This window comes from Rhodococcus sp. AZ1 (assembly GCF_054979605.1).
This window is the reverse complement of record NZ_JBUEQF010000001.1, coordinates 72,947-99,048: the sequence shown is the minus strand read 5'-3', so window position 1 is coordinate 99,048 and position 26,102 is coordinate 72,947. Positions and strand designations below refer to the sequence as shown.

29 protein-coding genes are annotated in these 26,102 nt (G+C 68.8%); 4 read left to right on the top strand and 25 right to left on the bottom strand.

Annotation, left to right across the window (positions count from 1 at the left end):
- Nucleotides 1–31: 31 nt before the first annotated feature.
- The 11 genes from ACY48E_RS00520 to ACY48E_RS00470 form a co-directional block, all read right to left on the bottom strand.
- Nucleotides 32–307, bottom strand: a complete 276-nt coding sequence (locus tag ACY48E_RS00520; RefSeq protein WP_462870090.1) for a metal-sensitive transcriptional regulator — start codon at nucleotides 305–307, stop codon at nucleotides 32–34.
- A complete protein-coding gene (locus ACY48E_RS00515) occupies nucleotides 304–813 on the bottom strand; it encodes a hypothetical protein (protein ID WP_462870089.1) in 510 nt (169 codons plus the stop codon). Before ACY48E_RS00515 ends, ACY48E_RS00520 begins: the two co-directional genes overlap by 4 nt.
- Nucleotides 803–1,267: a hypothetical protein gene (locus ACY48E_RS00510; protein WP_462870088.1), complete on the bottom strand. Its 465-nt coding sequence runs from the start codon at nucleotides 1,265–1,267 to the stop codon at nucleotides 803–805. The genes ACY48E_RS00515 and ACY48E_RS00510 overlap by 11 nt, the downstream gene beginning before the upstream one ends.
- A gap of 207 nt (nucleotides 1,268–1,474) precedes the next feature.
- Entirely contained in the window at nucleotides 1,475–2,083 is a 609-nt protein-coding gene (locus tag ACY48E_RS00505) for a hypothetical protein (protein WP_462870087.1), read from the bottom strand.
- Nucleotides 2,080–3,057, bottom strand: a complete 978-nt coding sequence (hemB, locus tag ACY48E_RS00500) for a porphobilinogen synthase (RefSeq protein ID WP_462870086.1) — start codon at nucleotides 3,055–3,057, stop codon at nucleotides 2,080–2,082. The genes ACY48E_RS00505 and hemB overlap by 4 nt, the downstream gene beginning before the upstream one ends.
- A gap of 3 nt (nucleotides 3,058–3,060) precedes the next feature.
- Entirely contained in the window at nucleotides 3,061–4,623 is a 1,563-nt protein-coding gene (locus ACY48E_RS00495) for a bifunctional uroporphyrinogen-III C-methyltransferase/uroporphyrinogen-III synthase (protein ID WP_462870085.1), read from the bottom strand.
- Nucleotides 4,620–4,823: a hypothetical protein gene (locus ACY48E_RS00490; RefSeq protein WP_462870084.1), complete on the bottom strand. Its 204-nt coding sequence runs from the start codon at nucleotides 4,821–4,823 to the stop codon at nucleotides 4,620–4,622. Before ACY48E_RS00490 ends, ACY48E_RS00495 begins: the two co-directional genes overlap by 4 nt.
- Nucleotides 4,816–5,793 carry a hydroxymethylbilane synthase gene (gene hemC / locus ACY48E_RS00485; protein ID WP_462870486.1) on the bottom strand — a complete coding sequence of 326 codons (978 nt, stop codon included), beginning with the start codon at nucleotides 5,791–5,793 and terminating at the stop codon, nucleotides 4,816–4,818. Before hemC ends, ACY48E_RS00490 begins: the two co-directional genes overlap by 8 nt.
- Nucleotides 5,794–5,807: 14 nt before the next feature.
- Entirely contained in the window at nucleotides 5,808–7,154 is a 1,347-nt protein-coding gene (locus ACY48E_RS00480; protein ID WP_462870083.1) for a glutamyl-tRNA reductase, read from the bottom strand.
- Nucleotides 7,151–7,882 carry a redox-sensing transcriptional repressor Rex gene (locus tag ACY48E_RS00475; RefSeq protein ID WP_462870082.1) on the bottom strand — a complete coding sequence of 244 codons (732 nt, stop codon included), beginning with the start codon at nucleotides 7,880–7,882 and terminating at the stop codon, nucleotides 7,151–7,153. Before ACY48E_RS00475 ends, ACY48E_RS00480 begins: the two co-directional genes overlap by 4 nt.
- A 134-nt stretch (nucleotides 7,883–8,016) precedes the next feature.
- The gene (locus ACY48E_RS00470; RefSeq protein ID WP_462870081.1) at nucleotides 8,017–8,322 is read right to left on the bottom strand and encodes a glutaredoxin family protein; all 306 of its coding nucleotides are present in this window, start codon (nucleotides 8,320–8,322) and stop codon (nucleotides 8,017–8,019) included.
- A 156-nt stretch (nucleotides 8,323–8,478) separates the two neighbouring features.
- On the opposite strand from ACY48E_RS00470, the gene ACY48E_RS00465 reads away from it, so the two are divergent.
- Nucleotides 8,479–9,459 carry an HAD family hydrolase gene (locus ACY48E_RS00465; RefSeq protein ID WP_462870080.1) on the top strand — a complete coding sequence of 327 codons (981 nt, stop codon included), beginning with the start codon at nucleotides 8,479–8,481 and terminating at the stop codon, nucleotides 9,457–9,459.
- On the opposite strand, the gene ACY48E_RS00460 is transcribed toward ACY48E_RS00465, so the two are convergent.
- The 9 genes from ACY48E_RS00460 to ACY48E_RS00420 form a co-directional block, all read right to left on the bottom strand.
- Nucleotides 9,417–10,430: a lysophospholipid acyltransferase family protein gene (locus ACY48E_RS00460; RefSeq protein ID WP_462870079.1), complete on the bottom strand. Its 1,014-nt coding sequence runs from the start codon at nucleotides 10,428–10,430 to the stop codon at nucleotides 9,417–9,419. The two genes, ACY48E_RS00465 and ACY48E_RS00460, sit on opposite strands and share 43 nt — an antisense overlap.
- Before the next feature lie 6 nt (nucleotides 10,431–10,436).
- Nucleotides 10,437–11,546, bottom strand: a complete 1,110-nt coding sequence (locus tag ACY48E_RS00455) for an NAD-dependent epimerase/dehydratase family protein (protein ID WP_462870078.1) — start codon at nucleotides 11,544–11,546, stop codon at nucleotides 10,437–10,439.
- Between the two features lie 252 nt (nucleotides 11,547–11,798).
- Nucleotides 11,799–11,900, bottom strand: coding sequence for a 30S ribosomal protein bS22 (locus tag ACY48E_RS00450; protein ID WP_003402602.1), 102 nt, complete (start codon nucleotides 11,898–11,900; stop codon nucleotides 11,799–11,801).
- Nucleotides 11,901–12,056: 156 nt separating this feature from the next.
- Complete coding sequence (locus tag ACY48E_RS00445; RefSeq protein WP_462870077.1) at nucleotides 12,057–12,305, bottom strand: helix-turn-helix domain-containing protein; 249 nt, start codon at nucleotides 12,303–12,305, stop codon at nucleotides 12,057–12,059.
- A 125-nt stretch (nucleotides 12,306–12,430) separates the two neighbouring features.
- Nucleotides 12,431–13,246, bottom strand: a complete 816-nt coding sequence (proC, locus tag ACY48E_RS00440) for a pyrroline-5-carboxylate reductase (protein ID WP_462870076.1) — start codon at nucleotides 13,244–13,246, stop codon at nucleotides 12,431–12,433.
- A gap of 64 nt (nucleotides 13,247–13,310) precedes the next feature.
- Nucleotides 13,311–14,165, bottom strand: coding sequence for a thioesterase family protein (locus tag ACY48E_RS00435; RefSeq protein WP_462870075.1), 855 nt, complete (start codon nucleotides 14,163–14,165; stop codon nucleotides 13,311–13,313).
- Nucleotides 14,162–14,983 carry a sugar phosphate isomerase/epimerase family protein gene (locus ACY48E_RS00430; RefSeq protein ID WP_462870485.1) on the bottom strand — a complete coding sequence of 274 codons (822 nt, stop codon included), beginning with the start codon at nucleotides 14,981–14,983 and terminating at the stop codon, nucleotides 14,162–14,164. The genes ACY48E_RS00435 and ACY48E_RS00430 overlap by 4 nt, the downstream gene beginning before the upstream one ends.
- Nucleotides 14,984–15,002: 19 nt before the next feature.
- Nucleotides 15,003–15,977 (bottom strand): hypothetical protein, encoded by a 975-nt coding sequence (locus tag ACY48E_RS00425; RefSeq protein ID WP_462870074.1) that lies wholly within the window; start codon nucleotides 15,975–15,977, stop codon nucleotides 15,003–15,005.
- A 29-nt stretch (nucleotides 15,978–16,006) separates the two neighbouring features.
- Nucleotides 16,007–16,945, bottom strand: coding sequence for a Ppx/GppA family phosphatase (locus tag ACY48E_RS00420; RefSeq protein ID WP_462870073.1), 939 nt, complete (start codon nucleotides 16,943–16,945; stop codon nucleotides 16,007–16,009).
- A 33-nt stretch (nucleotides 16,946–16,978) separates the two neighbouring features.
- On the opposite strand from ACY48E_RS00420, the gene ACY48E_RS00415 reads away from it, so the two are divergent.
- The gene (locus ACY48E_RS00415; protein ID WP_462870072.1) at nucleotides 16,979–17,794 is read left to right on the top strand and encodes a hypothetical protein; all 816 of its coding nucleotides are present in this window, start codon (nucleotides 16,979–16,981) and stop codon (nucleotides 17,792–17,794) included.
- Between the two features lie 27 nt (nucleotides 17,795–17,821).
- Here the strand turns inward: ACY48E_RS00415 and ACY48E_RS00410 are convergent, their stop codons facing one another.
- From ACY48E_RS00410 to ACY48E_RS00400, 3 genes are all read right to left on the bottom strand, one after another.
- Nucleotides 17,822–18,511 (bottom strand): winged helix-turn-helix domain-containing protein, encoded by a 690-nt coding sequence (locus tag ACY48E_RS00410; RefSeq protein WP_462870071.1) that lies wholly within the window; start codon nucleotides 18,509–18,511, stop codon nucleotides 17,822–17,824.
- A gap of 13 nt (nucleotides 18,512–18,524) precedes the next feature.
- Nucleotides 18,525–19,676: a sensor histidine kinase gene (locus ACY48E_RS00405; RefSeq protein WP_462870070.1), complete on the bottom strand. Its 1,152-nt coding sequence runs from the start codon at nucleotides 19,674–19,676 to the stop codon at nucleotides 18,525–18,527.
- A gap of 120 nt (nucleotides 19,677–19,796) precedes the next feature.
- The gene (locus ACY48E_RS00400) at nucleotides 19,797–20,561 is read right to left on the bottom strand and encodes a phosphoglyceromutase (RefSeq protein ID WP_462870484.1); all 765 of its coding nucleotides are present in this window, start codon (nucleotides 20,559–20,561) and stop codon (nucleotides 19,797–19,799) included.
- Nucleotides 20,562–20,648: 87 nt separating this feature from the next.
- On the opposite strand from ACY48E_RS00400, the gene ACY48E_RS00395 reads away from it, so the two are divergent.
- Nucleotides 20,649–21,500, top strand: a complete 852-nt coding sequence (locus ACY48E_RS00395) for an esterase/lipase family protein (RefSeq protein WP_462870069.1) — start codon at nucleotides 20,649–20,651, stop codon at nucleotides 21,498–21,500.
- Nucleotides 21,501–21,557: 57 nt separating this feature from the next.
- Entirely contained in the window at nucleotides 21,558–22,931 is a 1,374-nt protein-coding gene (locus tag ACY48E_RS00390) for an ABC1 kinase family protein (protein WP_462870068.1), read from the top strand.
- Nucleotides 22,932–22,981: 50 nt separating this feature from the next.
- On the opposite strand, the gene ACY48E_RS00385 is transcribed toward ACY48E_RS00390, so the two are convergent.
- Nucleotides 22,982–24,451 carry a carboxylesterase/lipase family protein gene (locus ACY48E_RS00385; RefSeq protein ID WP_462870066.1) on the bottom strand — a complete coding sequence of 490 codons (1,470 nt, stop codon included), beginning with the start codon at nucleotides 24,449–24,451 and terminating at the stop codon, nucleotides 22,982–22,984.
- Nucleotides 24,448–26,046: an AMP-binding protein gene (locus ACY48E_RS00380; RefSeq protein WP_462870065.1), complete on the bottom strand. Its 1,599-nt coding sequence runs from the start codon at nucleotides 26,044–26,046 to the stop codon at nucleotides 24,448–24,450. Before ACY48E_RS00380 ends, ACY48E_RS00385 begins: the two co-directional genes overlap by 4 nt.
- Nucleotides 26,047–26,102 lie beyond the last annotated feature (56 nt).

Sequence of the window (26,102 nt, the reverse complement as noted above, 5' to 3'; positions counted from 1 at the left end):
TGAGTACCGTGATCTGGGACCGCACGGGATCCTAGGACCGCACCAGACGCGCGATGGCGGCCGAGGCCTCCTTGACCTTGGCGTCGGCCTCCGGGCCGCCCTCGCGCGCCGCGTCGAGCACGCACCCGGCCAGGTGTGAGTCGAGCAGTTTGAGCGAGACCGACTGCAACGCCTTGGTCACAGCCGAGACCTGGGTGAGCACATCGATGCAGTAGCGATCCTCGGCGACCATGCGCGAGATGCCTGCTACCTGGCCCTCGATGCGGCGCAGGCGGGTGAGAAGGTCGTCACGGTCCATGCTGCTCATGCATCGAATGTACCCCCGGGGGGTACCTCGGACGATCCGTCGCGGTCCGCGATCAGCGCCGTGAGATGCTCGCGCAGGCCGTCGTCGTCCTTGGCCCACGCCTGCACCACACCACCGCCGCGGATCTTCAGACCGATCCCCGAGCGTCGCCGTGGTATCGAGCTGAGCTCGCCGAGCGACCGCGCGCGCTCCCACCGCTCACCCTCGGGATGAGCGTCGTAATCGGGTGGGGGGTAGACGGTGACGATGTCCGCGACGGGCAGGTCCTCCACGCCCTGGCTGAGGGTAGTGGGGGTGAGCAGAACGCGAACATGCATGCGCGCGGCGGTGATCTGCACGTAGAGAAAGCCCGTCAGCACCGCGGCCACCACCGCCAGTCCCACCCAGTGCACCACCGGCCCGGTGAAGATCTCGATCACCAGCGCGATGGCGCAGAAGACCGGCGGGATCGCCAGCGTGCGCCAGCGGCCCCCTGGCTCGTGGAAGAGAACCAGTTCAGGGTCCACCGGCTGATCCTCGAGCGTCGGCGACGGCGTCGAACCAGTCCATGGCGGCGGGCCGGAACATCAGCACGGTTCCGGTCAGGAGCAGGATCGCCGCGAGGAGTCCGAGGATCGGCACCACGATGAGCCCGAACACCGTGGCGCCGAGCAGAACGAACGCGAACACGCTGCCCAGGGTCGCCGTCGCCCGCCGGAACCGCTTGTCACCGCGGCCCGATCGTCCGGTCATGAAGCCGACGGCGGCACCGACGGCAATGATGAGGACGCCGACTCCGCGCAGCAGTGCCAGCACCGAATCCGCCGTGTCGGCAGTTCCACCGTTGGTGGTGATGGCATTGCGCACGGCTGCACCGGACACACTCAGCGAGAGCAGGCCAAGCAGCAGGAGCAGGACGGCGGCGACGATCCACACCCAGAAGGCGACGGTCACGATGCGGGGGCGGGCAGGTTCGCTCACGTCGGCCATCCTGCCCGACGGCGCAGGTGGATCGCTATCGATCTCAGGTCAGCAGCGCCGGGAGAACGACGACGGCCCCGGTGAGCAGCACCAACAGCACGATCGCGGCCAGCAGGAACAGTTCCTTGCCGACGCTGTGGCGCGGACCCGGCTGCAGTTCCATCGAATTCCCCTTCGAAACATCTCGAACTCGTGAGAATCGTCACTCTACATGGGTTTCCGGGGCTCGTTTCCCCGGAGGAAGTACGCGGTCGAGTCGGGCCGGTACATCAGATACGTCGCGCCCGCTGCCGTGACGCCCTGCACGATCGCGGCGATCGAACCGAACAGCGCGGTGCCACCTCCCGCCGACCCGACGCCGAACACCGTGGGGAGTGTGGTGACGACGGTGAACACACCGATGATGGTGAGCACCACACGGGCCCAGGGGGCACCGCCGCGCATCTTCGACACGATCCACCACACCAGGAACGAGAAGGCCGCACCGAGCCCGACGGTCACCACCAGCGCCGCGACGAGAATCCCGTTCACCGAGTCCGCCGTGATCGCCGATTGATCCTGGCCCTGCGTCTGCGCCCTCAGGTCCGTGATCAGGGTGTCGACGAACTCCGTTCGGTTCGAGTACACCGCCCACACACCCAGGATCACGCTGACGAACCCGAGCACGATCGTTGCCAACCACAGATGCCGGGAGGTCTCGACATCGACGGGCGCGGGCGGGCGCTGCGAGAACCCGGGCGGCGGCGCCGGCGGCCGAAGATGCTCCGGCAGCCCCTCGGGGTGCCAGTTCCAGTTCTGGTTGCCGGGGCCGGTCACAGGCGCCCGGCCAGGGTGGTGGCCCAGTAGGTCAGCACGATGTCCGCTCCCGCCCTCCTGATCGACAGTACCGATTCCATGATCGCAGCATCGAGGTCGATCCAGCCACGCTGCGCTGCGGCACTGATCATCGAGTACTCCCCCGAGATCTGGTACGCGGCGACCGGGACGGGCGAGCGGTCGGCAACCTCGCGCAGCACGTCGAGGTAGCTCATGGCGGGTTTGACCATCACCATGTCGGCACCCTCTGCGAGGTCGAGGGTCAACTCCTGCAACGCTTCCCGGCTGTTGCGGCTGTCCTGCTGGTACGTGCGCCGGTCACCGGTGAGCGATGAACCCACCGCCTCGCGGAACGGCCCGTAGAACGCCGACGCGTACTTGGCGGTGTAGGCGAGCTGGCCCACATCGATGAACCCGGCCGCATCGAGACCCTCACGGATCGCCCCGATCTGGCCGTCCATCATCCCGCTCGGGCCGAGCACGTGCGCGCCCGCCTGCGCCTGCGCGAGCGCCATGTCCACGTAGCGCAGCAGCGTCGCGTCGTTGTCGACGCTCACCCCGTCGGCGGCCAGCACGCCGCAGTGACCATGATCGGTGAACTCGTCGAGGCACGTGTCGGCCATGATCACCGTGTCGTCACCGAACTCCGATCGCAGCCGCGCCAGCGCGCGGTTGAGGATGCCGTCCGGATCGGTGGCACCGGTGCCGACGGCGTCCTTGTCCTGCGGGGTCGGCACGCCGAACACCATCACACCGCCCACCCCGGCCTCGGCGGCCTCGTGCACCGCGCGCACCGCCGAGTCGAGGGTGTGCTGGACCACGCCGGGCATCGAGGAGATCTCCCGCGGGATGTCGATACCGTCGGCGACGAACATCGGCAGCACCAGATGCCGAGGCTCGAGCGATGTCTCGGCCACCAGCCGTCGCAACGCCGGGGTTCTGCGCAGGCGGCGGGGACGGTCGACGGGGAACATCGCCTACCGCCGTCGTGACTTCTTGCGCGGCGGCGGTAGCGCGCCCTCGGCCCGCAGTCGCGCCGCGTGTTCGGCGAGCGCTTCCACCAACGATCCCACCCGAGCGGTCTCGGGCTGCACATCCACGCGCAGACCGAATTCCAGTGCGGTCTCGGCGGTCTTGGGCCCGATGCAGGCAACGAGTGTGCGCGCGTGGGGCTTTCCGGCGATGCCCACCAGGTTGCGGACGGTGGAGCTGGAGGTGAAGCACACCGCGTCGAACCCACCCGTCTTGATCATCTCGCGGGTCTCGGCGGCCGGCGGCGCTGCGCGCACGGTGCGGTACGCGGTGACGTCGTCGATCTCCCAGCCGCGTTCGCGCAAACCCTCGGCGAGGGTCTCGGTGGCAATGTCGGCTCGCGGCAACAGAACTCGGTTGACCGGGTCGAACACCTCGTCGTAGGGCGGGAAGTCCTCGAGCAACCCGAGCGAGCTCTGCTCGCCCGAGGGCACCAGCTCGGGATTGATGCCGAACGAGCGCACCTTGTCCGCGGTGGCCTCACCGACGCACGCGATCTTCACCCCCGAGAACGCGCGGGCGTCGAGCCCGAACTCCTCGAACTTCTCCCACACGGCCCGAACTGCATTGGTGGAGGTGAACACCACCCACTGGTAGCGCCCGTCCACCAGCCCCTTGACCGATCGCTCCATCTGCGCGGGACTGCGCGGGGGCTCGACGGCGATGGTCGGCACCTCGATGGGGATGGCGCCGTGGCCGACCAGACGCTCGCTCATCTCCGCCGCCTGGTCCTTGGTGCGCGGCACCAGCACGGTCCAGCCGTACAGTGCGCGAGACTCCCACCAGGACATCTTGTTTCGGCTGCCCGCCACCTTGCCGACGGTCACCACCAGCGACCCCACGAGCTCGGAGCCGGACTCGGCCAGCGTGGCCAGCGTCGCGTCGACGGTGCGCTGCTGACGGGTGGTGCCGCGCACGGTGATCGCTGCGGGTGTCTGCGGCGCGAGTCCGTGTTCGACCAGCGCGCTCGCGGTCTCGGCGAGGTGGCCGGACGTCGCGTGCAGCACCAGCGGGCCCGGCGCCGCGGCGAGGGCCGCCCAGTCGATGTCGCCGCGCACGTCGGCTTCGGTGTGCGCCGAACCCAGAGCCATACCTGCGTAGCTGGGCACGGCCGATCCGCCGGTCAGGCCGGGGAGAACCTCGAACTGCACCTGCGTGCGCGCCACCGCGGTGACCTCGGCGATGACCGAGTCGGTGGTCAGCGGGTCACCGGAGACCAGGCGCACCACGTCGTGTCCGTTGCGGGCCTCGGCGACCAGCGTGCGGGCCACCTCCCCGGGCTCGCCCAGCGCCGGGCGAACCTCGGCGACGGTGGTACCGCTCTCGTGGTCGCACGGAAGGTTCGAGCCGATCAGCGCAATGGTTCCGCGATCGACATCGGGGTCGGTGAAGGCCATCTCGGCGCTACCGAGCACCTCGCGAGCCCGGATGGTGAGCAGGGCGGGATCACCGGGCCCGGCACCGACGAACAGGATCCGTCCCGGCACGTTCTTGCGAGCAGGACTCATCGTTGGGCCTCCCGTGCACTCTTGTTGCGGAATTCGAGCTCGATCGGGGTGGCCGGACCACGCTTGGGGATCAGGCGCCCGGTGGCAATGCGGTCGGCTCGCCCCGGACGGGGAGCAACCGCGTGACGACGGCCACCGCGCACCGCGACCGCGGACCCGGACCGGTACTGCGGCGTCGGCCATGCTCTGGAATCACGCATCGGTCGAGGTGCCTTTCTCGGATGTATCTGGGGTGGAAGCTGTATCAGGGCGAGCGCCCAGCAGATCGGCGGCGCCGAGGTCGAGAAGTTCGGTGGCCACGGCGCGCCCCACCTCGTCCGCACGCGCCGGATCGCCGACGGCCGAAGCGCGGATCACATCGGAGCCGTCGAGAGCGGCGACGCAACCGCGCACGGAGAGTTCGTCGAAGATGCGCCCGTCGTCGTCGATGGATTCGACCACCTCGGCGATGGCACCGACCGGCGCGGTGCATCCCGCTTCCAGTGCGGCGAGGAGTGCGCGCTCGGCCGTGACCGCCGCGCGCGAGGGAGCGTCGTCGATCTTGGCGATGACCTCCGCGAGATCGATGTCGTCACTGCGGCATTCGACGGCGAGTGCGCCCTGGGCGGGAGCGGGCAGGAACTGCACCGGCTCGAGGGTCTCGGTCACCGCGTCGAGCCGGTCGATGCGCGCCAGGCCGGCGCGGGCGACCACCACGGCGTCGAACTCGCCGACCGCCACCTTCCCGATCCTGGTGTCGAGGTTGCCGCGCAGCGGCTGCACGTCCAAGCCCAGCCCGAGGGCCCGCAGCTGAGCGATTCGCCGCGGCGCGGAAGTTCCCACGCTCGCCCCCGCGGGCAGCTCGCCGAGCACCAGGCCGTCACGGGCTACGAGGGCGTCGCGGGAGTCCTCGCGCACCGGCACCGCCGCGATCACGAGATCGGGGTCCGGTGCGGTGGGCAGATCCTTGTACGAGTGCACCGCGATGTCGATCGAACCGTCCCGCAATGCATCTCGCAGTGCGGTGGTGAACACGCCAACACCGATCTCCTGAACCGGGGACGACGAGCGATCGCCCGCGGTGTTGACGATCACGAGTTCGCTGACCACACCGAGGTCGGTCAGCGCGCTGCGCACGGTCTCCGCCTGGGTGGTGGCCAACAGTGATCCACGCGTGCCGATGCGCACCACCCGCTCCGCGCCGGTCACGACGGGTCCCCGTCGGGGTCGACCTCGAGCAGTTCGGACGGTGATGCCACCGCCTGCACCGCATTGGGCGAGAGCTCGAACAGCTCGCGCAGCGCCTCGGCGTAGGCGTCGCCGCCGGGGGTGGTGGCCAGTTGCTTGACCCGCACCGTCGGCGCATGCAGCAGCTTGTCCACCACGCGGCGCACGGTGCGTGCCACCTCGTCGCGCTGCGGATCGTCGAGGTCGGGCAGGCGTGAGTCCAGGCGCAACAACTCTGCCTCGACCACCTCGGCGGCCCGTCGTCGCAGCGCCGTCACCGTCGGGGTGACCTCGGCCAGCCGCTGGCCGGCAATGTAGGCGGCGAGCTCGGCGGCCACGATGTCGCGCGCGGCGCGCTCGTCCGCGGCGGCGGCTCCGGCTGCCGGGTCGCGCTGGAGAGCGGCCATGTCGAGCAGGGTCACGCCGGGAAGACCGGCGACGGCGTGATCGACGTCGTGCGGGAGCCCGAGATCGCAGATCACCAGCGGTGATCTGCCCGTGTCGCGGCGAGCGAGAGCGGTGTGCACGTCTGCCAGGCTCACCACCACACCCACCGCGCCGGTACAGGTGACGAGAAGATCTGCGGCGGCGAGGGCAGCGCTCAGACGATCGAGGGGCAGGGCGCGAGCGGACACCCCGGCGGCCGCGGCGGTCTCGGCGAGGTGCTGGGCACGCTCGAGGCTGCGATTGATCACCACGATCTCCCCGACACCCTGGCCGACGAGCCGGGCCACCGAGAGCCCACCCATCGAGCCCGCACCGAGCACGACGGCGGTGCGACCGGCCAGCCCGCCGAGCTTGTCGGCCCCGCGATCGAGTGCCACCGACACCACCGACGCGCCGGCGGTGTCGATGCCGGTCTCCGCGTGCACCTTCTTGCCGATGCGCAACGCCTGCTGGGCCAGTTCGTGGATCACCCGGCCGGCAGCCTGCTGCGCGTCGGCGGCGGCGTAGGCCGAGCGAATTTGACCGAGGATCTGCTGCTCTCCGATCACCATCGAATCCAGCCCGCTCGCGACGGCGAAGAGGTGCTCGGCCGCGGCCTCGCTGTAGCGGACGTACGCGTGCTTGGTGAGTTCGGCCAGGGGCAGACCGGAGTGCTCGGCGAGCAGGTCGCCGAGGTCGGTGAGCGCACCGTGGAACGCATCGACCACCGCGTAGATCTCCACCCGGTTGCACGTCGAGACGATCATCACCTCGGAAACGTGCGAACCGGCCATGATCCGGTCGGTCAGCTTGGGACGATCGGTGTCGCTGATCGAAATGCGCTCGAGAACCGACACCGGGGCACTGCGGTGCGAGATGCCGAGCATCAGAACGCTCACGACGCGCTCACCACGGCCCGGAAGGACAGCATCTGCAGCTCGAGCGCCACATCCACGGTGCGCACCTCCACATTCGACGGAACCTGCAACGCCACCTCGGCGAAACTGAGAATCGACCGCACACCCGCGGCGACGACCGCGTCGGCAACGCTCTGAGCGGCGGCATCGGGAACGGCGATCACGGCGACAGTGGCCTCGCTCGCTCGGCACACGTCCGCAAGATCGGCCATCGGCCGCACGCGAAGGCGCTCCGCTCCGACCGCTGCGCCGATTCGGGCGCGGTCGTGGTCGAACACACCGACGAGCGTGAAACCCCGACGACGCATGCCGTCATGGTTGGCCAGAGCGGTCCCGAGGTTGCCGGCGCCGACGACGACCATCCGGTGGCCCGCGTCGACCCCGAGTGCCAGTTCGATGCACGCTCGCAGCCGCGCCACGTCGTATCCGACACCGCGCACGCCGTTCGATCCGAGCAGCGACAGATCCTTGCGCAACGTTGCCGAGCCGACCCCGGCGGCGAGGGCGAGCGAATCGCTCGAGACCGTCCGCACACCTTGCTCGTCGAGCGAACCGAGGACCCGGAGGCAGTCGGCCAGGCGGGCCACCGTAGCCTGGGGCAGCGATCGACGAGAACCGGTCGGCTGCACGCGGTCGGCGGCCACAGGGTCGACGGCTTCAGGGCCGACGGTCGCAGGGTCGACAACCGAGGTTCGTTGTCGAGCGGTCACGGCGGCGTCTCTCCTGCTCCGCAGGGCAGCACTGTGCCCTGGTCGTCACACCGATCCCCCTGGTCGGAGGTCGGGTACATCGACTTCCACGGTAACCGCTCGTGAACGTATGAACAAAGTCGCGAGAGGGTGTGCTAGGATCCGCCGCCCTCGGGAAGGCCCAGGTCACGCCGCAGCCGCGGCACGTCGACGTCCCAGTAGCTGTGCTCGGCGCCGTCGAGCAACACCACCGGCAACCGGTCTCCGAACTCCGCCCGCAGCTGCGGGTCCACCGACGCCACCTCGTCCACGTCTATGACCTCGGCTTCGAGCCCGTACTCGGCCAGAACATCGCCCAGAACCTGCCCGGCAACCACGCATGCACCGCACCCGGCACGAGTCAGCAGGGTCACTGCGTGGGCGCGCGGCGGCGTCGGTGAGCTCACGTGGAGATGATGCATGGAGCACCGGTCGCCACCGGCGGCGGGGGCGGTGCCGAGATCGACATCACACGGCACCCGTGCACTGCGACCCGCAGTTCCCGCCGCCGACTACGCTGGGGACCGAAACCGCGCCCAACCGACACCAGCGCGACCGAGACCGGACGGGGGACGGGCATGACCGAGAAGTCCCCCGCGGGTGCGCGGCAGGGGCGGCTGCGGAGCCGATTCGGCCCCAGCGCCGCCCAGGTGCGCGCGAACGTTGCCGGTGCGGCCAGTGCCGACGCGGCTCTCGCTCTGCAGAACGAACGATCCGAGGCCGCCGAGAACGACTCGTCTCCACCGGTCGTACCTCGGGACCTGACCGCAGCCGCCTTCTTCGACGTCGACAACACCATGGTCAAGGGCGCGTCGATCATCCACTTCGCGCGCGGGCTGGCCTCGCGCAAGTACATCACCACCGCCGACATCGCCGAGTTCGCCTGGAAGCAGATCAAGTTCCGGGTCACCGGCAAGGAGGATCTCGGGGACGTCTCGAGCGGGCGCGAGAAGGCACTGTCCTTCGTCGCCGGTCGTTCCACGGCGGAGTTGACCCGTCTCGGCGAGGAGATCTACGACGAGGTGATCGCCGACCGCATCTGGGCGGGCACGCGTGCGCTCGCGCAGATGCATCTCGACGCCGGCCAGCAGGTATGGCTGGTCACGGCAACACCCATCGAGTTGGCATCGATCATCGCCGAGCGCCTCGGGCTCAACGGCGCTCTGGGCACGGTGGCAGAGAGCAAGGACGGCGTGTTCACCGGCCGGCTGGTCGGCGACATCCTGCACGGGCGCGGCAAGGCCCATGCCGTACGTACCCTCGCGGTGCGCGAGGGCCTGGATCTACGCCGGTGTACCGCGTACTCCGACAGCCACAACGATGTGCCGATGCTCTCGCTGGTGGGCACGGCGGTGGCGGTGAACCCGGATTCGGATCTGCGTGATCTGGCGCTCGATCGCGGATGGGAGATCCGCGATTTCCGCACCGGTCGCAAGGCCGCGAAGATCGGGGTACCCACCGGGCTCGCGCTCGTCGCGCTCGGAGCACTCGGCGCGGCGGTGGTCGGACGCAGGCGTCAGCCGAGGAACACACTCGAGCGGCGCGCGAGCAGCTTGTAGAGCGTCTGCTGGATGGTTTCGCGCACGTGGTCGGTGACCTCGAACAGGTCCATCGGATCCTCCGCTGCCGACGGCTCGTATCCCGAGGTCTCGATGGGGTCGCCGAATTCGATGATCCACTTCGAGGGCAGCGGCACCAGACCGAGCGGACCGAGCAGCGGGAACATGGGCGTCACCGGAACGTACGGTAGGCCGAGAATCCTTGCGAGCGTGGTCATCTCGCCGATCTTGGGGTAGATCTCCTCGGAGCCCACGATCGAGCACGGGATGATCGGGGTGCGGGTGCGCAGCGCGGCCGAGACGAAGCCACCGCGCCCGAACCGCTGCAGCTTGTACCGCTCACTGAACGGCTTACCCACACCCTTGAAGCCCTCGGGGAACACCGAGACCAGCTCGCCGTCGCGCAACAGGCGCTCGGCATCGGGCTGGCAGGCGAGAGTGTGCCCGGCGCGGCGGGCCACCGACCCCACCACCGGAAGCTCGAACACCAGATCCGCCGCGAGCATGCGCACGGCCCGGTGCGCGGGATGATGGTCGCGCACGGCCACCTGCGTCATGAGACCGTCGATGGGGATCACGCCCGCGTGGTTGGCCACGATCAGGGCGCCGCCCGTGGCCGGGATGTTCTCGATCCCGCGCACCTCCACCCGGAACCACTTCTGGAACAGCGGGCGAAGCAGCGGAATGAAGACGTTGTCGGCGAAGTGCTCGTCATAGCCGAAGGTGTCGACCTCGTAGTCGCCGGCCAGACGCGTCCGCAAGAAGTCGGCCGTGGTGGTGATGTTGTCCACCAGGGCGGCGCGCACGTGATCGACCGCTGTGGGGCCCGTACGGTCGTCGGCCGGCACACCGGACCGCTCGACACCGGTGGGAACGGGCGCCGGGTCCACCAGGTGCGACGGGTGCCGCGTGCGCCCGATGTCCGGGCGCGAGGCCGACGCGTGTCCGCGGAGCTGAATGACCTTGGCCATGTCGCCTCATCCTTCCGTTCGAGCGGTCGGCACGCCCACCAGCACGGGTCGCCGAGGACGCGACTGACCGAGAGCGGACAGCAGGGGCTCCTCGAGCGCGTCCACCCATTCCCTCTTGACCACGCGGCTCAATCCGACACCCCGGACGAAGTCGTCGACGGCCTGCAGGGTTGTCCACCGCGGTGTGAATCCGAGGTCCTTGACCATGCGGGTGGTGTCGAGCCCGCAGCCGTACCGGAAGTAGTCGATCTGCTCGGCGGTCAACCCGCGCGCGATGGACGGTGAGAGCAGTCGGCCGACGCCCGTCGCGATACCGGCCGGCACCGGAACCTGGATGCGCCCGGCACGGCGGATGGCCTGCGAGAGCATGACGGTGCCCTCGGCCGCGATGTTGAACGTGCCGGCCGGGCCGGACAGGGTGGCCCGCTCGAGGGCGGACAGCGCATCCTCCTCGTGGAGCAGCTGCATGCGCGCGTCACGGCCGAAGATGGTGGGCACCACCGGCGAGGCGAGGTAGCGCGAGACGGTGCCGTTCACGCGCGGACCCACCATGGGTGCGTTGCGCAGGATGGCCACCGAGACGTCGGGGCGACGGCGGCCCAGGCCGCGCGCGTATCCCTCGACATCGAGGGCGTCGCGGGCGAACGCACCGCGGGGACGACTGCGCGCGCTCATGTCCTCGGTGAACATCACCGGATCGCGTGGGCCGCTGCCGTACACCGCACTCGACGAACGAAGCACCAGGTTGCGCACCGACGGCGATTTCTGGCACACCGCGAACAACTGCATCGCACCGATGACGTTGAAGTCCTTCATCACCGATCGGCCGCCGTTGCCGGGGGGACTCGACATCAAGGACGCGTGCACCACCGTGTCGACCGATGCGTTGCGAATCACCTTGCCGATCAATGGATTACGGATGTCAGCGCGCACGAACTCGGCGCGACCCATCCGGCGCAGCATGTCCTTGCTCGGCGCGACCGTGTCGACGGCGATGACCCGCTCGACGCGATGGTTCTGCGCGAGCCGAGCGGTGAGATACCCACCCAGGAACCGGCTGGCCCCGGTGACGAGGACGACCCGGGGACCGGCGGAGAAGCCGTCGGGCGTACTCACAGGTGCCTCCTAGGTGACGATGTAGGTCCGTGGCCGTGACCACGGGCGCGCCGGTGAAGCCCATGGACCACGAGCGGGTGGTAGCGAAGGCAATTATTCCTTGTGGTCGCCCACAGGACACCATCGTCGTGGTACACGCCACACCCTACGGGACGCAGCGCATACCTGCCGGTTCCACGGCGTCCCGGAACACAGCAACGGCGCCGCCACCGAGGAACGGTGGCGGCGCCGTGAGCAAGCTGGGCCGGGGTCCTACTTGCCGAGCTTCCTACGCTGCACACGGGTCCGGCGAAGCAGCTTGCGGTGCTTCTTCTTCGACATGCGCTTGCGGCGCTTCTTGATCACTGAACCCATGGTGGGCAACCCTCACGTTCTGTACTCGGAAAAACCTATCGGCGACGTCCACTCGTCGGGACCGTTCGGCAGTCGGACGATCGTACCGCCGCACGCCGCTCACACCGAAACGGCCCCCAGCACCAGGTGCTGGGGGCGCGTAGCGATGAGCCCGATCTACCCCGCGTCGAAGTACGACGTTTCCAGGTAGTCGTGCACAGCTTTCGCGTGCACGCGGAACGACCTACCGACGCGAACCGCCGGCAACTCGCCACTGTGCACCAATCGGTACACGGTCATCTTGGACACCCTCATCAGCGACGCCACCTCGGCGACGGTGAGGAATTGCGTTCCGGCCACAGCCGGTTGTCCATCCGAGGACGAACTCTTCGAGTTCGACCCGGACGGCTTGTTGATGGACGCCATCAATCCACATACCTCCGGCACGCCCGCGCCACCGGCTTCCCCTCCGGCGGTACAGACACGCACGTGCTGGGGTGAGCTTAGCGGGACTTGTGTGGTTTATGCGACGGGAGTGGGAAGAAGAGTGTTCATTCAGTAACCAATCCCAATTCCACCGACCGCCGCGCTGCCGCCTCCAGGGCGTCGAAAAGCGCTCCTCGCAGGCCTTTTCTCTCCAACTCGGCCACCGCGGCAGCTGTCGTCCCACCGGGAGATGTCACAGCGGCGCGCAGCTCGGTCGGCGAGTCGTCGGAGTGATCCAGCATCGCCGCCGAGCCCACCATGGTCTGGGTCACGAGAATTGCGGCAGTCTCCCGCGTCAAACCCAGACCCACCGCCGCGTCGATCATCGCCTCCGCGACGAGGAAGAAGTACGCGGGACCGGACCCCGACACCGCCGTCACGGCATCGATGCGAGCCTCGGGTACCTCGGTGACCCGGCCCACGGATTCGAGGATCCCGCGCACCACCTCGAGATGCTCGACCCGCGCGTGCCGACCGGCCGCCATCGCCGACATCGCCTTCCCGACCAGCATCGGTGTGTTGGGCATCACCCGCACCACCGGCACCCCCGCCGGGAGGCGAGCCTCGATCCTGGCCGCGGTGATCCCGGCGGCCAACGACACCACGATCTGTGACTGCGCACCGTCGATCTCGCCGGCTGCGATCGCGTCGATCACCGAGTCGACGTCGGCCGGCTTGACCGCCACCACGATCACATCGGCGCCGATGACGGCGTCGGCCACTGTCGCAGCCCGGATCCCGTAGGTCGACGCCAATTCCTCGGCACGGGGCGCGAACTTCTCCGCCACCACCAGATCCTTCGGCGCGCGTCCCGACACCAGCAGGCCCGAGAGCAGTGCCTCACCGATACGTCCGCCGCCGACCACCGCAATCCTCGTCATGGCCACCAGGGTGCCACGACCGGCGCCGCGGTCGGCCCCTCGAACCGGTTTCGGAGCCCCGCGATCAGTCGACGCGCGGGACCATCGCGAGTTGGCGGCTCTGCACCACCACGGCCCCGGTCGAGTCGAGAACCGTGTGGTCCTCCTCGAACCACGTCCTTCCCACGACGGCGCTGGTGTTGCTCACGCGCAGCCACCCCGCAGCCGGCATCGCTCGCAGATACGTTGTCAACTGCACGGTCGGCGCCCAGCCGAACAGGCCGAGGTTCATCGTCACGGGCGGGCAGATATCGCCGGTCATCAGGGCAAACAGTGCGCGCGTCGCGGGGTCGGCCTCGTCACCGGGCCGAGGGCGCACCCACAGCCGCACCTCGGCGGCACCGGTGCGGCCCGAGGCGAACGGGATCGAGTCGGGATCGACGCGCATGTCGCAGTGCGCGGACAGATTCACCACGGACGCCAGCGGACTCGCCACGGCCGACACCGACCCGGTGTCGGGATCAGCGGCCATGGCGGAGTCGACGGAGACGAGCCGGGGCGTCGTCCCCGGCGGATCGAGTTCGCCGAGCACCACACTCGCGCGCACGGCCACCCGGTCGCTCTGCGCCAGTTCGACGTCGACATGCGTCGCCGAGCGGCCACGCCGGATCAGGGAGGCGGTGAGCATCACCGCACCCGGGTCGGGGGCACGCAGGTACGTCGCCGCCACCGAGAGAGGGTGGAGCGAGGCGGACGGCTCGTGCGACCCCGTCGGGATGCTGTCCATCGCGGCCCGCGCGCACAGCGCCGTCAGCACCCCACCGTGGACCTTGGTTCCGATGGTCCATTCGGGGGCGATGTGTGCGGAGAACCGGGACGCGCCGGGGTCGGTGACCGCGGTCGGCTCCAACGTGGTCAGACGCCGGAACGGGTCCGTCACGGCAGGTGCTCTCGGGCGAAGTCCAGGGCCCGTCGCAGCATCGCGGCGCGCTCACGCACCGTTCGGGCGTTCTGGGTGTTGATCTCCACCACGGCGCGACCGCGCCACCGGCGCTCGGTGAGCAGGGCGCAGATCTCGGCCACCGGGGCGGACCCGTCGCCGGGGATCAGGTGCTCGTCGATCGCGGCGCCGCGCCCGTCCGCCAGGTGCAGATGCACCAATCCCTCCCCCATCCGATCGACCATGGCGTACACATCCGTGCCGGCGGTTGCCACGTGGGAGAAGTCGAGGGTGTAGTGCTCGTGCCCGCGGTCGGTGGGGTCGAACCCGGGCGCGAACGCCGACAGTCCGGGGCCCGGTCCGCCGCGGCGTCGCAAGCGGTCCGCCGCTGCGTCGGCGGCACCGAGGAACCGGTCCGCACGCATCGGGAACATGTTCTCCACGGCGATCGCCACGCCGGTCTCCGATTCGAGTTCGTCGATCTGATCGGCGAACCCGTCGACATAGCGTCGCTGCCACCGGAAGGGCGGGTGGATCACCACCGTCTCGGACCCCAACCGCTCGGAGACCTCCGCGGAGCGAGTGAGTCGGGTGACCGGATCGCTGCCCCACACGCGCTGGGTGATCAGCAGGCAGGGAGCGTGCAGAGCGAGAACCGGCATCGAGTAGCGCCGCGACAGGGTGGCCACGGCGTCCGGGTTCTGGCTCACCGGGTCGGCCCAGACCATGAGTTCGACCCCGTCGTATCCGAGTTCGGCGGCGAACCGGAACGCGGACTCGGTGTTCTGCGGGTAGACCGACGCCGTCGACAGGCCGATCGGGATGCTCACACCGCCCTCAATTGGTGCTCAGCATGAACGCGAGCGGACCCAGGGTGACGAAACTTCCCACCAGCACGGCCAGCAGGATGCTCACCAGGTCGTCGGTGCGACGCAGCACACGGACCACCGCCACCAGGCCCACGATCACGAAGAACGAGAGCACCAGAGCCACCCACGGCAACACGTCCCACAGCTTCTCGAAACCCTTGAACAGCAGGGCCCCGATCACGATCGCCACGACGGCCTGACCGGCCACGGACATCCACTGGCGAGCTGGGGTCTGCTCGGCAGTGGCCTTGCGCGTCCTCCGAGAGGCGGCTGGGGCCTCTGGGTCCGTGGTCTCGGCGTCCGTGGTCTCGGCGTTCGTGCTCGCACCCGCTTCGCTGTTCGGCTCGGCGGTGGCGACGCTCGTGTCGGCGGTGATCGGGTCGGCGGTGGCGGTGATCGGGTCGGCCGGGTCGGCGGGGTCGATCGGGGTGGCCGTGACGTACACCGTCACCGGAGCGACGACGGGCGACTCGTCGGTGATCGAATCGTCCACCGGGTCGTTCACCGGAGCGGGCCGGTAACTCGGAGCCGAGTAGGCCGAGCGGTCCGGCGCCGGTCGGTTGTCCGCCGGGTACGGGCGCGACGTCACCGGCCGAGCCGGCTGCGCAGGTGCATACGGCGCGGATGTGGGCGCGGACGGGGTGTACTCGGCTGCTGGGGACGTCGCTGCGGGCGGCGCGACCGGTGTGGGCTGGGCCGGTGTGGGTGCGGGTGTGGCGGGTGTGGGTGCGACGGGTGTGGGTGCGACGTGGGAGGGCCGCGCCGCGGCGGGGGTGGCCGCGTCGTACACCGGGATCTCGCCCGTCAGCTCGGCGACGGTGATCCCGCCCTCCATGCCTCGACGACGTCGACCACCCGTGCTCACGCGCTGACCACCGTTGCGGGCCAGGAGTTCGGCAACCGACAGCGGCTTGCCCTCGTCGGTGGTGTCCTCGTTACTCATTGCTTCTCATCCGTCCTCACGTGTCCGGCTCACCGCTCGCCGAACGTCGTCGTGTCCAGGTGCCGCAGGATCAATCCCTCCCGCAACGCCCACGGGCAGATCTCGAGCTCGTCGACCCCGAGCGCGCGCATGGAGGCCTCCGCCACCAGCGCCCCCGCGACCAACTGCCTCGACCTGTCCGCACTGACCCCTTCCAATTCTGCACGGTCCGCCGAGGTCATCCGGGAAATGAACCCGATGACCTGCCGCAGACCGGCCGAGGTGAGAGTCCTGGTGACCCTCGGGCCGGCTGCGGACGGCGCCGCCCCGGTCAACCGTGCCAACGAACGGAACGTCTTGGAGGTGCCCACGGCCCGATCGGGGTCGCCGCAGGCCCGCACGAGCCTGGCCGGTTCCACCATCTCGGCGTCGAGCCAGTCGCGCAGCACCGCCACGCGGCGTTTGCCGGGTGGGTCCTCGGCCAACCAGTCACGGGTGAGCCGGCCGGCACCGAGCTGGAGGGACAGCGCCAGATCCGGGTTCTCGTCCACCCCGGTGCTCAGTTCGAGCGAGCCACCCCCGATGTCGAGGTTGAGAATCCGGCCGGCGCTCCAGCCGAACCACCGTCGCACGGCCAGGAACGTCAGCCGCGCCTCGTCGTCGCCCGCGAGCACCTCGAGCGAGACACCGGTCTCCTTGCGCACGCGGGCGAGCACGGCGTCGGAATTCTTGGCATCGCGCACCGCCGATGTGGCGAACGCCATCATCTCCCCGCACCCCGACGATTTGGCGATCGACGCGAAATCCTCGATGGTGCTCACCAACCGATCCGCGCCCACGCGGGTGATGTCACCGTTGTCGTCGGTGTTCTCCGCCAGGCGCAGAGCGGCCTTGGTCGAGCTCATCGGCGTCGGGTGACCACCGCGATGGGCATCGACCACCAACAGGTGCACCGTATTGCTGCCGACGTCGAGAACACCTAATCGCACACCGATACGGTACTGGGTCTACCGTCGTGCACTGTGACCGCACGTAGTTCGAGGGCCGAGTTCACCGGGGCCGACGAAGTCGGATTGGACTTTCCGCGTGAATGGGTCGAGTTCGTCGACCCCACCAATGCCGAACATCTGGTTCGTGCCGATTTCACCTGGCTGCTCTCACGGTGGACGTGCGTGTTCGGCACCCCTGCCTGCCAGGGAACCGTGGCCGGTCGCCCCGACGACGGATGTTGCTCGCACGGCGCCTTTCTCACCGACGAGGACGACCGTACGAAGCTCGACGAGTCGGTCACACTGCTGCGCGCCGACGAATGGCAGTTCATGGACAAGGCCCTGGGGAAGAAGGGCCAGAAGAAGAACTACCTCGAAACCGACGAGCTCGACGGTGAACCCGCCCTGCGCACCCGGCGGTATCAGGGTGCGTGCATATTCCTCAATCGACCCGGCTTCCCCGGCGGGGTGGGGTGCGCGCTGCACAAGATGGCGCTGCGCCGCGGCGTCGAACCGCTCGAGGTCAAGCCGGACGTGTGTTGGCAGTTGCCCGTTCGACGCACGCAGGACTGGATCACCCGGCCGGACGGCACTCAGGTTCTCCTGACCACCATCGGCGAGTACGACCGACGCGGTTGGGGCGAGGGCGGGGTGGATCTGGCCTGGTACTGCACCGGCTCACCCGACGCGCACGTGGGCGCCCGCCCGGTCTGGCAGTCGTACGCTCCCGAACTCACCGCACTGCTCGGCGCCGACGTCTACACCGAACTCGCCGCCCTCTGCCGTCGCCGAGAGGGCCTGGGCCTGATCGCCGTCCACCCCGCCACCCGCGAGGCCGGCCGCACCTGAGCGCCCACCCCTGGACGGCCGAGCCAGTCAGCCCTCGAGTTTGTATCCCAGACCGCGCACGGTGACGAGGTGGACGGGGGCGGAGGGGTCGGCCTCGATCTTCGAACGCAGACGCTTGACGTGAACGTCGAGGGTCTTGGTGTCGCCCACGTAGTCCGCTCCCCACACCCGGTCGATGAGTTGCCCGCGGGTGAGCACACGACCGGAGTTGCGCAGAAGGTACTCGAGAAGGTCGAACTCCTTGAGCGGCAACGTGATCTGGTTCCCGCCGACCAGCACCACGTGGCGCTCGACGTCCATTCGCACCGGTCCGGCCTCGAGAACGCCGGTGTCCACGGCGTCGTCGATCTCGGCGTCCGCACCACGGCGCAGGACGGCGCGGATACGGGCGATCAGTTCCCGGGCCGAATAGGGCTTGGTGACGTAGTCGTCGGCGCCGAGTTCCAGGCCCACCACCTTGTCGATCTCACTGTCGCGTGCGGTCACCATGATCACCGGAACCCCTGAGCGCGAGCGTAACTGGCGGCACACATCGGTTCCGCTCATCCCCGGCAGCATGAGGTCGAGCAGCACGATGTCCGCGCCGGCGCGGTCGAACTCCGCGAGCGCCGACGGGCCGTCACCGACCACCTTGGCCTCGAAGCCTTCCTTGCGGAGCAGGAACGCCAGGGGATCGGCCAGCGATTCCTCGTCCTCCACGATCAGCACACTGGTCATCGGTTTGCCTCCGTCATGGGTTGTCGTCCTCGATGTGGGCGGGGATGTTGAGGGTGAAGGTCGATCCCGTGCCCGGCTTGCTCCACAGCCCGATCGAACCGTTGTGGTTCGCCGCAACATGTTTGGCGATGGCCAGGCCCAGCCCGGTTCCGCCGGTGGCCCGCGACCGCGCCTTGTCGACACGGAAGAATCGCTCGAAGACCCGTTCCTGGTCCTCCTTGGCGATGCCGATGCCGCGATCGGTGACGGCGATGGCCACCATGTCTCCGCGCAGCGATCGGCTCACCGACACCGGCGCACCGCGCGGCGAGTAGGCGATGGCGTTCTCGATGAGGTTCGACAACGCCGTCACCAGCAAACTTTGGTCACCGAGCACCTCGAGTCCGCTGGGGTGGTCGGTGCCGACCACCATGTTCGCGGCCTCGGCCCGCGTCGCCGACCGCGCGAGTGCCTCCTTGACGACGGTGTCGACGTCGACCACCTCGAGATCGGGAAGCTTCTCGGCGCCCTGCAGACGCGAGAGCGAGATCAGTTCGCTGACCATGTTGCCCAGGCGGGTGGACTCGCCGAGCATGCGCTCGCCGAAGTGCTGCACCTGCACCGGATCGTCGGTCGACTCGAGCAGGGCCTCGGCCAGCAGGGCGATCGACGCGACCGGAGTCTTCAACTCGTGGCTGACGTTGGCGACGAAATCGCGGCGCGTGGCCTCCATCCGAACGGTCTCGGAGTCGTCGTCGGCGAAGAGCACCACGAACCGCCGGTCCTCCTGGCTGAGCAGCCGGGCCGTCGCTCGCACGGCGATCCGGGAACTGCGCAGCGCCGACCCGGTGTCCGCCGAACCCAGGTCCACCTCGACCGGTTCGCCCGTCTCGAGTACGCGGGTGGCGGCCTTCCAGGCGCGCTCGTCGAGGGAGCGCGAGCGAACCAGTCCCAACTCGGCGGCGCGGGGGTTGAACAGCACGACGTCGTGGAACTGATCGACCACCGCGATGCCGCTCTCGGAGGCCAGCACGATCAGATCCAGCACCTGCGACATCGTCAGCCCCGATTCCTGCCGGACACGCGCCGCATGGCGGGTGTTCAGGTAGGGGATCAACACCCCGCCGATGAGGTACCCGCCGAACGCCGCCACCAGGGCGATCAGGACGACGGACGCGATGCTCACAGGCGAATCGTACGGTCCGCTCGATGTTCACCCGTGTCCGGCCGGGCCGGTTCTGCGCTGGTCACCGGCACATCCGCCGCCGTTCGCACCGTGTTCACCGACCGTTTCTCTCGCGGCTCGCTACTTCTTGCCCTGTGCGGCCACCGCCGCGGCGCCCGCGGCCGCTGCCTCGGGATCGAGGTAGGTGCCGCCGGGATTGGTGGGCACCAGTGTGCCGTCGACGTCCTCGAGGTCGTACCGCAGTGGAATACCGGTGGGGATGTTCAGCGCTGCGATGTCCTCGTCGGAGATGTTGTCCAGGTACTTCACCAGTGCCCGCAGGGAGTTGCCGTGCGCGGTCACCAGCACCGTCCTCCCGGCACGCAGATCCGCCGCGATGGTCGATTCGAAGTACGGGATCATTCGCTTCACCACGTCCAGCAGGCATTCGGTGAGCGGCACCGACTCGAGGTCGGCGTACCGAGGATCGGAGTCCTGGCTGTAGGTGCTGCCCGCTTCGATCGGGGGCGGCGGGGTGTCGTAACTGCGACGCCACAGCATGAACTGCTCGTCGCCGTACTTGTCCTTGGTCTCGGCCTTGTCCAGACCCTGCAGCGCGCCGTAGTGCCGCTCGTTCAGACGCCAGTCACGCACCACCGGAATCCACAGCCGATCGGCCTCGTCCAGGGCGTAGGTGGCCGTCATGATCGCCCGGCGCAACAGCGAGGTGTACAGCACATCGGGGGCGATGCCCTGCTCCGCGAGCAGTCGCCCACCGCGCTTGGCCTCGCCGACGCCCTTCTCCGTGAGTGCGACGTCCACCCACCCCGTGAACAGGTTCTTCTCGTTCCATTCGCTCTCGCCGTGGCGGAGGAGGATCAGCGTTCCGATGCTCATGTGCGACAGTTTCCCCTACCGCGATCCCGCATGCGAGTGGTCCCCACCGATTGCCGTTGCGCGGATCGGAACCGTCGTCGTCGCTACCATCGTGCGATGCGTATCCGGTGGACAGCGGTCATGGCGTTCCTCATCGCGCTGATCTGCGCCCCCACCGCCGCCGCGGAGGTACCCGGCACCCCGCCGCCCAGCACCCCGCCGCTGCCGGTGGACTACAACTTCTTCTCCGGTTTCCCCGCAGAGATCGCGAACCCGGGTGGATCCCTTCCCGGCACCAACGACTTCACGTGCAAGCCCTCGGCTGCCCATCCGCGCCCGGTGATCCTGGTCCACGGCACCTTCACCAACCAGCAGACCAGCTGGGGGACGTTCGCGCCGCTGTTGAAGAACGAGGGGTACTGCGTCTTCGCCCTCACCTACGGCGCGCTGCCCGGGCCGTGGCCGATCACCGCGATCGGCGGGCTCGCGTCCACACCCGACGAGGGCGCCCAGTTCGCCGCGTTCGCGGACAGGGTGCTGGCAGCGACGGGTGCTGCGAAGTTCGACGTGGTGGGGCACTCGCAGGGCACCATCATCCCCAGCTACTACGCGCACTTCCTCGGGGGCGCGAACAAGATCGACCAGTACGTCTCGCTCGCACCGTTCTGGAAGAACTCGTTCCCCGACCCCGGCACCGAGTGGCTTCGCACCACACCCACCTACCTGCCCGGCATCACCTACACCAACATCCTGACCAGGTACGACGAGCTCATCGTGCCCTACACCGACGGGTACGTCGAGGGTCCGAACGCCACGAACATCGTGGTGCAGGACGCCTGCTCGCTCGACTACTCCGAGCACGCAGCCCTTCTCGGCTCGCCCATCGCCGCCGCCTACGTGCTCAACGCCCTCGATCCGGCGCACCCGCGGCCGGTCCCGTGCGTGTTCGTCCCCCCGTTCACCGGCTAGCTCGGCTCGTCGGTCATCGCGTTGACTGTCCCGCGTTCGATCGGCCATCCTGAACCGATGATCAACCCGAAGCCATCGACGCCGTCGTCGCGCGTCGGATCTGTGACCTCGAGTGATCCGATTCGGTTGCCGACGGCGTCGGCGCTGGCCGAGGCGAGGCGAGCGGGTGTCACCGGGCTGCACATGGCCCGTGGCACCGCCGGGTTCCTGGTCCGTCTCCCCGGCGGTGGGCCGGTGAAGAAGCGGGCGGCGCGTGAACTGCGCGACCTCTTCGAGCGTCTGGGGCCCACCTACGTCAAGTTCGGGCAGCTCATCGCGTCGAGTCCGGGTGTGTTCACCCCCACCGTGTCCGAGGAGTTCGAAACTCTGCTCGACCGGGTCGCTCCGGCACCGTCACCGGTCATCGAATCGGCCATCGCAGCGTCGCTCGGCAAGCCGGTCCGCGAACTGTTCGCCGAGTTCGACACAGCTCCCATCGCCTCCGCCTCGATAGCGCAGGTGCACACCGCCACAACGCATTCGGGTGAGCGCGTCGTGGTGAAGGTGCAGCGCCCCAACCTCGGACCCCGATTGGCCGCCGACGTCGCCCTGCTCGCGCACACCGCCCGACTGATCGAACTGACCTCCTACGGCAAGATGCTCAGCGCACGCAGCGTCGTCGGGGACTTCGCCACCGGGCTCAACGCCGAGATCGACTTCCGCAACGAGGCCGCCGCGATGGAGGAGTTCGCCTCCTCGCTCGCCGGACGCGCTGTGGCCGAGCGTATTCGGGTGCCCCGGGTTCTGCACGAGCTCAGCTCCGCGACGGTGCTCACGATGGAGTACGTGGACGCCGTGCGTATCGATGACGCGGCGGCCGTGCGCGCAGCCGGGCACGACGGCGTCGCACTGGTGCGGTCGTTGCTCATGTCGTTCCTCGAATCCGCCTTCCGCGGTGGCGTTTTCCACGGCGACCTGCACGCGGGCAACGTGCTCGTCGACTCCGACGGACGACTGGTGCTGCTCGACTTCGGCATCGTGGGGCGCTTCACCCCACCCACCCGCAAGATCATGCGTCGGCTGCTCGTCGACCTGATGGTGCGCGGGGACTACGACGCCGCAGGGGCTGCGCTGATCGAACTCGGCGCGGTGCGCAACCCCGTCGGATTCACCACCGGCACCGGCGCGGAGGACCTGAAGAAGTTCGCCCAGCCCATGGGCCGCTCGGGTTTGGCGAAGATGTCCTACACCGACATGGGTCGCCAGCTCGCGGCTCTCGCCAACGCCTACGACCTGCGGCTTCCGCCGGAGTTGGTGCTGGTGGGCAAGCAGCTGCTGTACGTGGAGAAGTACATGAAGCTTCTCGCTCCCCGCTGGCGCGCCGGCACCGACCGCGAGGTGTTCAACTTCATGTCCGACCTACTGGCCGAGGACGCCCCGCAGGAGCTCTGAGCGTGTCCGGGGTTCACTGAGCTCGGCTGGGATTCTGGGCCCGGGAGCCGTCAGCGCACGCCCTCCCACACCTGACGCGTCCGCCCGCGCGGGTCGGTGGCGGTGGAACCGGGGAACTCGCGCACCGTCCGGCTCGCGCCGTAGCGTGCCCAACCCGGCGAGCCAGTACGAATGAACTCCACCCACGTGCTGTGGACGTCGGCAGCGAGATCGCGCGGCGCGTTCGGGCCGGTGATGCGCTCGGACTCCGGTTTGTCGAGGTTGTCGAACACGAACGGGATCTCGAGCGCGTGGCAGGCACCCAGGCGGCCGTCGAACAGCGTCGAGCGGTGACCGAACTCGTAGACATACGCATCCGCAGCCTCCGCCAGGCGCAGCGCCGGGATGCGGAAGAACCAGTCGCTCATCACCGCGATCACCAGTTCGCCGGCACTGGCCGTCGGGTGCTGGTCCTGATAGGCGTGCACGGCGGCGTCCACATCGACCCCGTAGCCACCCAGTGTCCGCCGAAGGAAGCCCTCGTCGACGTGCTGATCCAACCCACCGGGCACGATGAACAGCGCATGCTCGTCGACGTTGGATCCGATCAGCACGTCCAGGCCCGCCGCGGAGCCGGCCACGATGCGATCGTAGGGCCGCGCCGGGACCACCTCGCCGTCGATGTACGGCTCGAAGGGCATCACGTTCAGTGCGATCTCGGGATACCCACCCGGATCGGCGGCCACGGCCAGCGCCACGGCGACCTGCGCGTCGATCAGGCGGGCAGGGTCGACCTGTGCCAGTTCGTCGATGCTCGGCGCCAGGGACAGATGCTCACCGAGCGCAGCCGCGACGCGCGCGGCGGTGTCCTCGGAGATCACGTGATGACCGGCGCCGGACTGCAGGATCGCGCGATGGAACAGCCCCTGTGCGGACGGCATCGACATCAGGGTGCCCACGCTCATCGCGCCCGCCGACTCCCCGAACACCGTGACCGCGCCCGGATCGCCGCCGAACGAGGCAATGTTCTCGCGCACCCAGCGCAGCGCCGCAACCTGGTCCAGAAGCCCACGGTTGGCGGGCGCACCGTCGATGCGCGCGAACCCCTCGACTCCGAGCCGGTAGTTCACCGAGACCAACACCACGCCGCTGCGGGCGAACCCGTGACCGTCGTAGATGCCGATAGCGTTGGAGCCGTTGATGAATGCGCCGCCGTGAATCCACACCGCGACCGGGGCGCACCCGTCGACGTCGGGGGTCCAGACGTTCACGTTCAGGCAGTCCTGCCCGGCGATGGTCACGTCCATCAGGATCGAGTCGATGGGCGGAACGTACCCGGGTGACGGGGCGGTGGGTCCGAACTCGACCGCATCACGCACCCCCTCCCACGACGGCGGCGCGGTGGGCTCACGAAACCTGTTGTCCCCGAACGGGGCCTGCGCGTAGGGAACACCGAGGAAGGCCGTGACACCGTCGACGACCCTGCCGCGCAGCGCACCCTGCGCGATCTCGACGGTTCGGATGATCTCGCCGGTGGTCATCGCGCCTGCTCCGCCAGCCGCAGGTCCTTCCGCAGGATCTTGCCCGACGCGGACTTGGGCACCGCGTCGATGAACTCGACCCGGCGAACCTTCTTGTGCGGGGAGACGCGCTCGGAGACGAAATCCATCACGTCCGACTCACTGAGCGAGGCTCCCGGCTGGCGCACCACGAACGCCTTGGGCACCTCCTCGCCCTCGTCGTCGAGGACTCCGATCACCGCGGCATCGGCAATCGAATCATGAGTCAGCAGAAGCGCTTCGAGCTCCGCGGGCGGAACCTGGTACCCCTTGTACTTGATCAGCTCCTTGAGCCGATCGACGATGGTCACCGCGCCCTGGCCGCTCACCACGGCCATGTCGCCGGTGTGCAGGAACCCGTCGGCGTCGATGGTCTCGGCGGTGGCCTCAGGATTGTTCAGGTAGCCCACCATGACGTTGGGCCCGCGCACCCACAGCTCACCGGGCTCGCTCACCGCATCCGACCCGGGCTCCGGGTAGGCCACCTCGACGCCCGTCGCCGGGTCGACGATCTTGTTCTCGGTGTTGGGAACCGGCATGCCGACACTGCTCAGCGGCACGTCGTCACCGTCGAAGGGGATGGAGTGCGAGACGGGGCTGAGCTCGCTCATCCCGTAGCCCTGGCGCACACGCACGTTCATCCTTCTCGCGACGAGTCGTCCCAGGTTGTCGTCGAGCGGGGCAGCACCGGAGAACACCGAGTGCACCGACGAGGTGTCGTACTCGTCGATCATCGGATGCTTGGCGAGCGCCACCGCGACGGGCGGGGCGATGAACAGGTACGTGATGCGGTGCTCGGCAATGTTGCGCAGGAACTCCGGCAGATCGAACCGCACCATCGTCACCAGCGACGCGCGCACCTTCAGGGCCAGGTTCAGCAGCACCGTCATGCCGTAGATGTGGAAGAACGGCAGCACCGCGAGCAGCACGTCGTCCTTGGTGGCGCCCATCCGCGGTTCGATCTGGCACACGTTCGCCACGAGGTTGCGGTGGGTGAGCACCACACCCTTGGGTACCCCCGTGGTCCCCGAGGAGAACGGCAGCACCGCCACGTGAGTGGCCGGGTCGATCGTCACGTCGGGAGCCGAATTGCCCTCTGCCAGAATCTGTCCGAGAGAGGTGTATCCCTCGGCACCGTCGAGCACGATCACCTTGTCCGCGGGCAGACCCGCCGAGGTGGCCGCCGCCACGGCCTGCTCGAGCAGCGGCGATACGGTGATCAGGGCCTTGGCGCCGGACCCGACGAGCTGCTTGGCGATGTCCTGCGCGGTGTAGAGAGCGTTGACGGTGGTTGCGGCTGCGCCCGCGCGCAGGATGCCGTGGAACGCGGAGGCGAACGCCGGGGTGTTCGGTGAGTGCAGGGCCACCACGTCGCCCGCGACGATCCCGCGCGCGGCAAGACCACCCGCAACGAGGCCGATCTGCTCGATCAGGGTGCGGTAGTCGGTGACAGCGCCGCTGGGTCCGTCGATCAGCGCCGGCAGATCGAGTTCGTCGTCGGAAATCGACCCGAAGAGGAACTCGTGGATGCTCAGATCGGGGATGTCGACATCGGGAAACGGGCTGCGGAAGCTCATCGGACTCCTTCGATCGCGGCGTTGCGGTGGCGTGGATCACACCGTTTCCGATGCTA

What these genes read in the sequence shown, in the direction of transcription:
- ACY48E_RS00520 (WP_462870090.1), bottom strand. Translation starts at nt 307, where the DNA reads ATGAGCAGCATGGACCGTGACGACCTTCTCACCCGCCTGCGCCGCATC.
- hemB (WP_462870086.1), bottom strand. Translation starts at nt 3,057, where the DNA reads ATGTTCCCCGTCGACCGTCCCCGCCGCCTGCGCAGAACCCCGGCGTTG.
- ACY48E_RS00495 (WP_462870085.1), bottom strand. Translation starts at nt 4,623, where the DNA reads ATGAGTCCTGCTCGCAAGAACGTGCCGGGACGGATCCTGTTCGTCGGT.
- ACY48E_RS00490 (WP_462870084.1), bottom strand. Translation starts at nt 4,823, where the DNA reads ATGCGTGATTCCAGAGCATGGCCGACGCCGCAGTACCGGTCCGGGTCC.
- ACY48E_RS00470 (WP_462870081.1), bottom strand. Translation starts at nt 8,322, where the DNA reads ATGCATCATCTCCACGTGAGCTCACCGACGCCGCCGCGCGCCCACGCA.
- ACY48E_RS00465 (WP_462870080.1), top strand. Translation starts at nt 8,479, where the DNA reads ATGACCGAGAAGTCCCCCGCGGGTGCGCGGCAGGGGCGGCTGCGGAGC.
- ACY48E_RS00460 (WP_462870079.1), bottom strand. Translation starts at nt 10,430, where the DNA reads ATGGCCAAGGTCATTCAGCTCCGCGGACACGCGTCGGCCTCGCGCCCG.
- ACY48E_RS00450 (WP_003402602.1), bottom strand. Translation starts at nt 11,900, where the DNA reads ATGGGTTCAGTGATCAAGAAGCGCCGCAAGCGCATGTCGAAGAAGAAG.
- ACY48E_RS00445 (WP_462870077.1), bottom strand. Translation starts at nt 12,305, where the DNA reads ATGGCGTCCATCAACAAGCCGTCCGGGTCGAACTCGAAGAGTTCGTCC.
- proC (WP_462870076.1), bottom strand. Translation starts at nt 13,246, where the DNA reads ATGACGAGGATTGCGGTGGTCGGCGGCGGACGTATCGGTGAGGCACTG.
- ACY48E_RS00425 (WP_462870074.1), bottom strand. Translation starts at nt 15,977, where the DNA reads ATGAGTAACGAGGACACCACCGACGAGGGCAAGCCGCTGTCGGTTGCC.
- ACY48E_RS00410 (WP_462870071.1), bottom strand. Translation starts at nt 18,511, where the DNA reads ATGACCAGTGTGCTGATCGTGGAGGACGAGGAATCGCTGGCCGATCCC.
- ACY48E_RS00395 (WP_462870069.1), top strand. Translation starts at nt 20,649, where the DNA reads ATGCGTATCCGGTGGACAGCGGTCATGGCGTTCCTCATCGCGCTGATC.
- ACY48E_RS00390 (WP_462870068.1), top strand. Translation starts at nt 21,558, where the DNA reads ATGATCAACCCGAAGCCATCGACGCCGTCGTCGCGCGTCGGATCTGTG.
- ACY48E_RS00385 (WP_462870066.1), bottom strand. Translation starts at nt 24,451, where the DNA reads ATGACCACCGGCGAGATCATCCGAACCGTCGAGATCGCGCAGGGTGCG.
- ACY48E_RS00380 (WP_462870065.1), bottom strand. Translation starts at nt 26,046, where the DNA reads ATGAGCTTCCGCAGCCCGTTTCCCGATGTCGACATCCCCGATCTGAGC.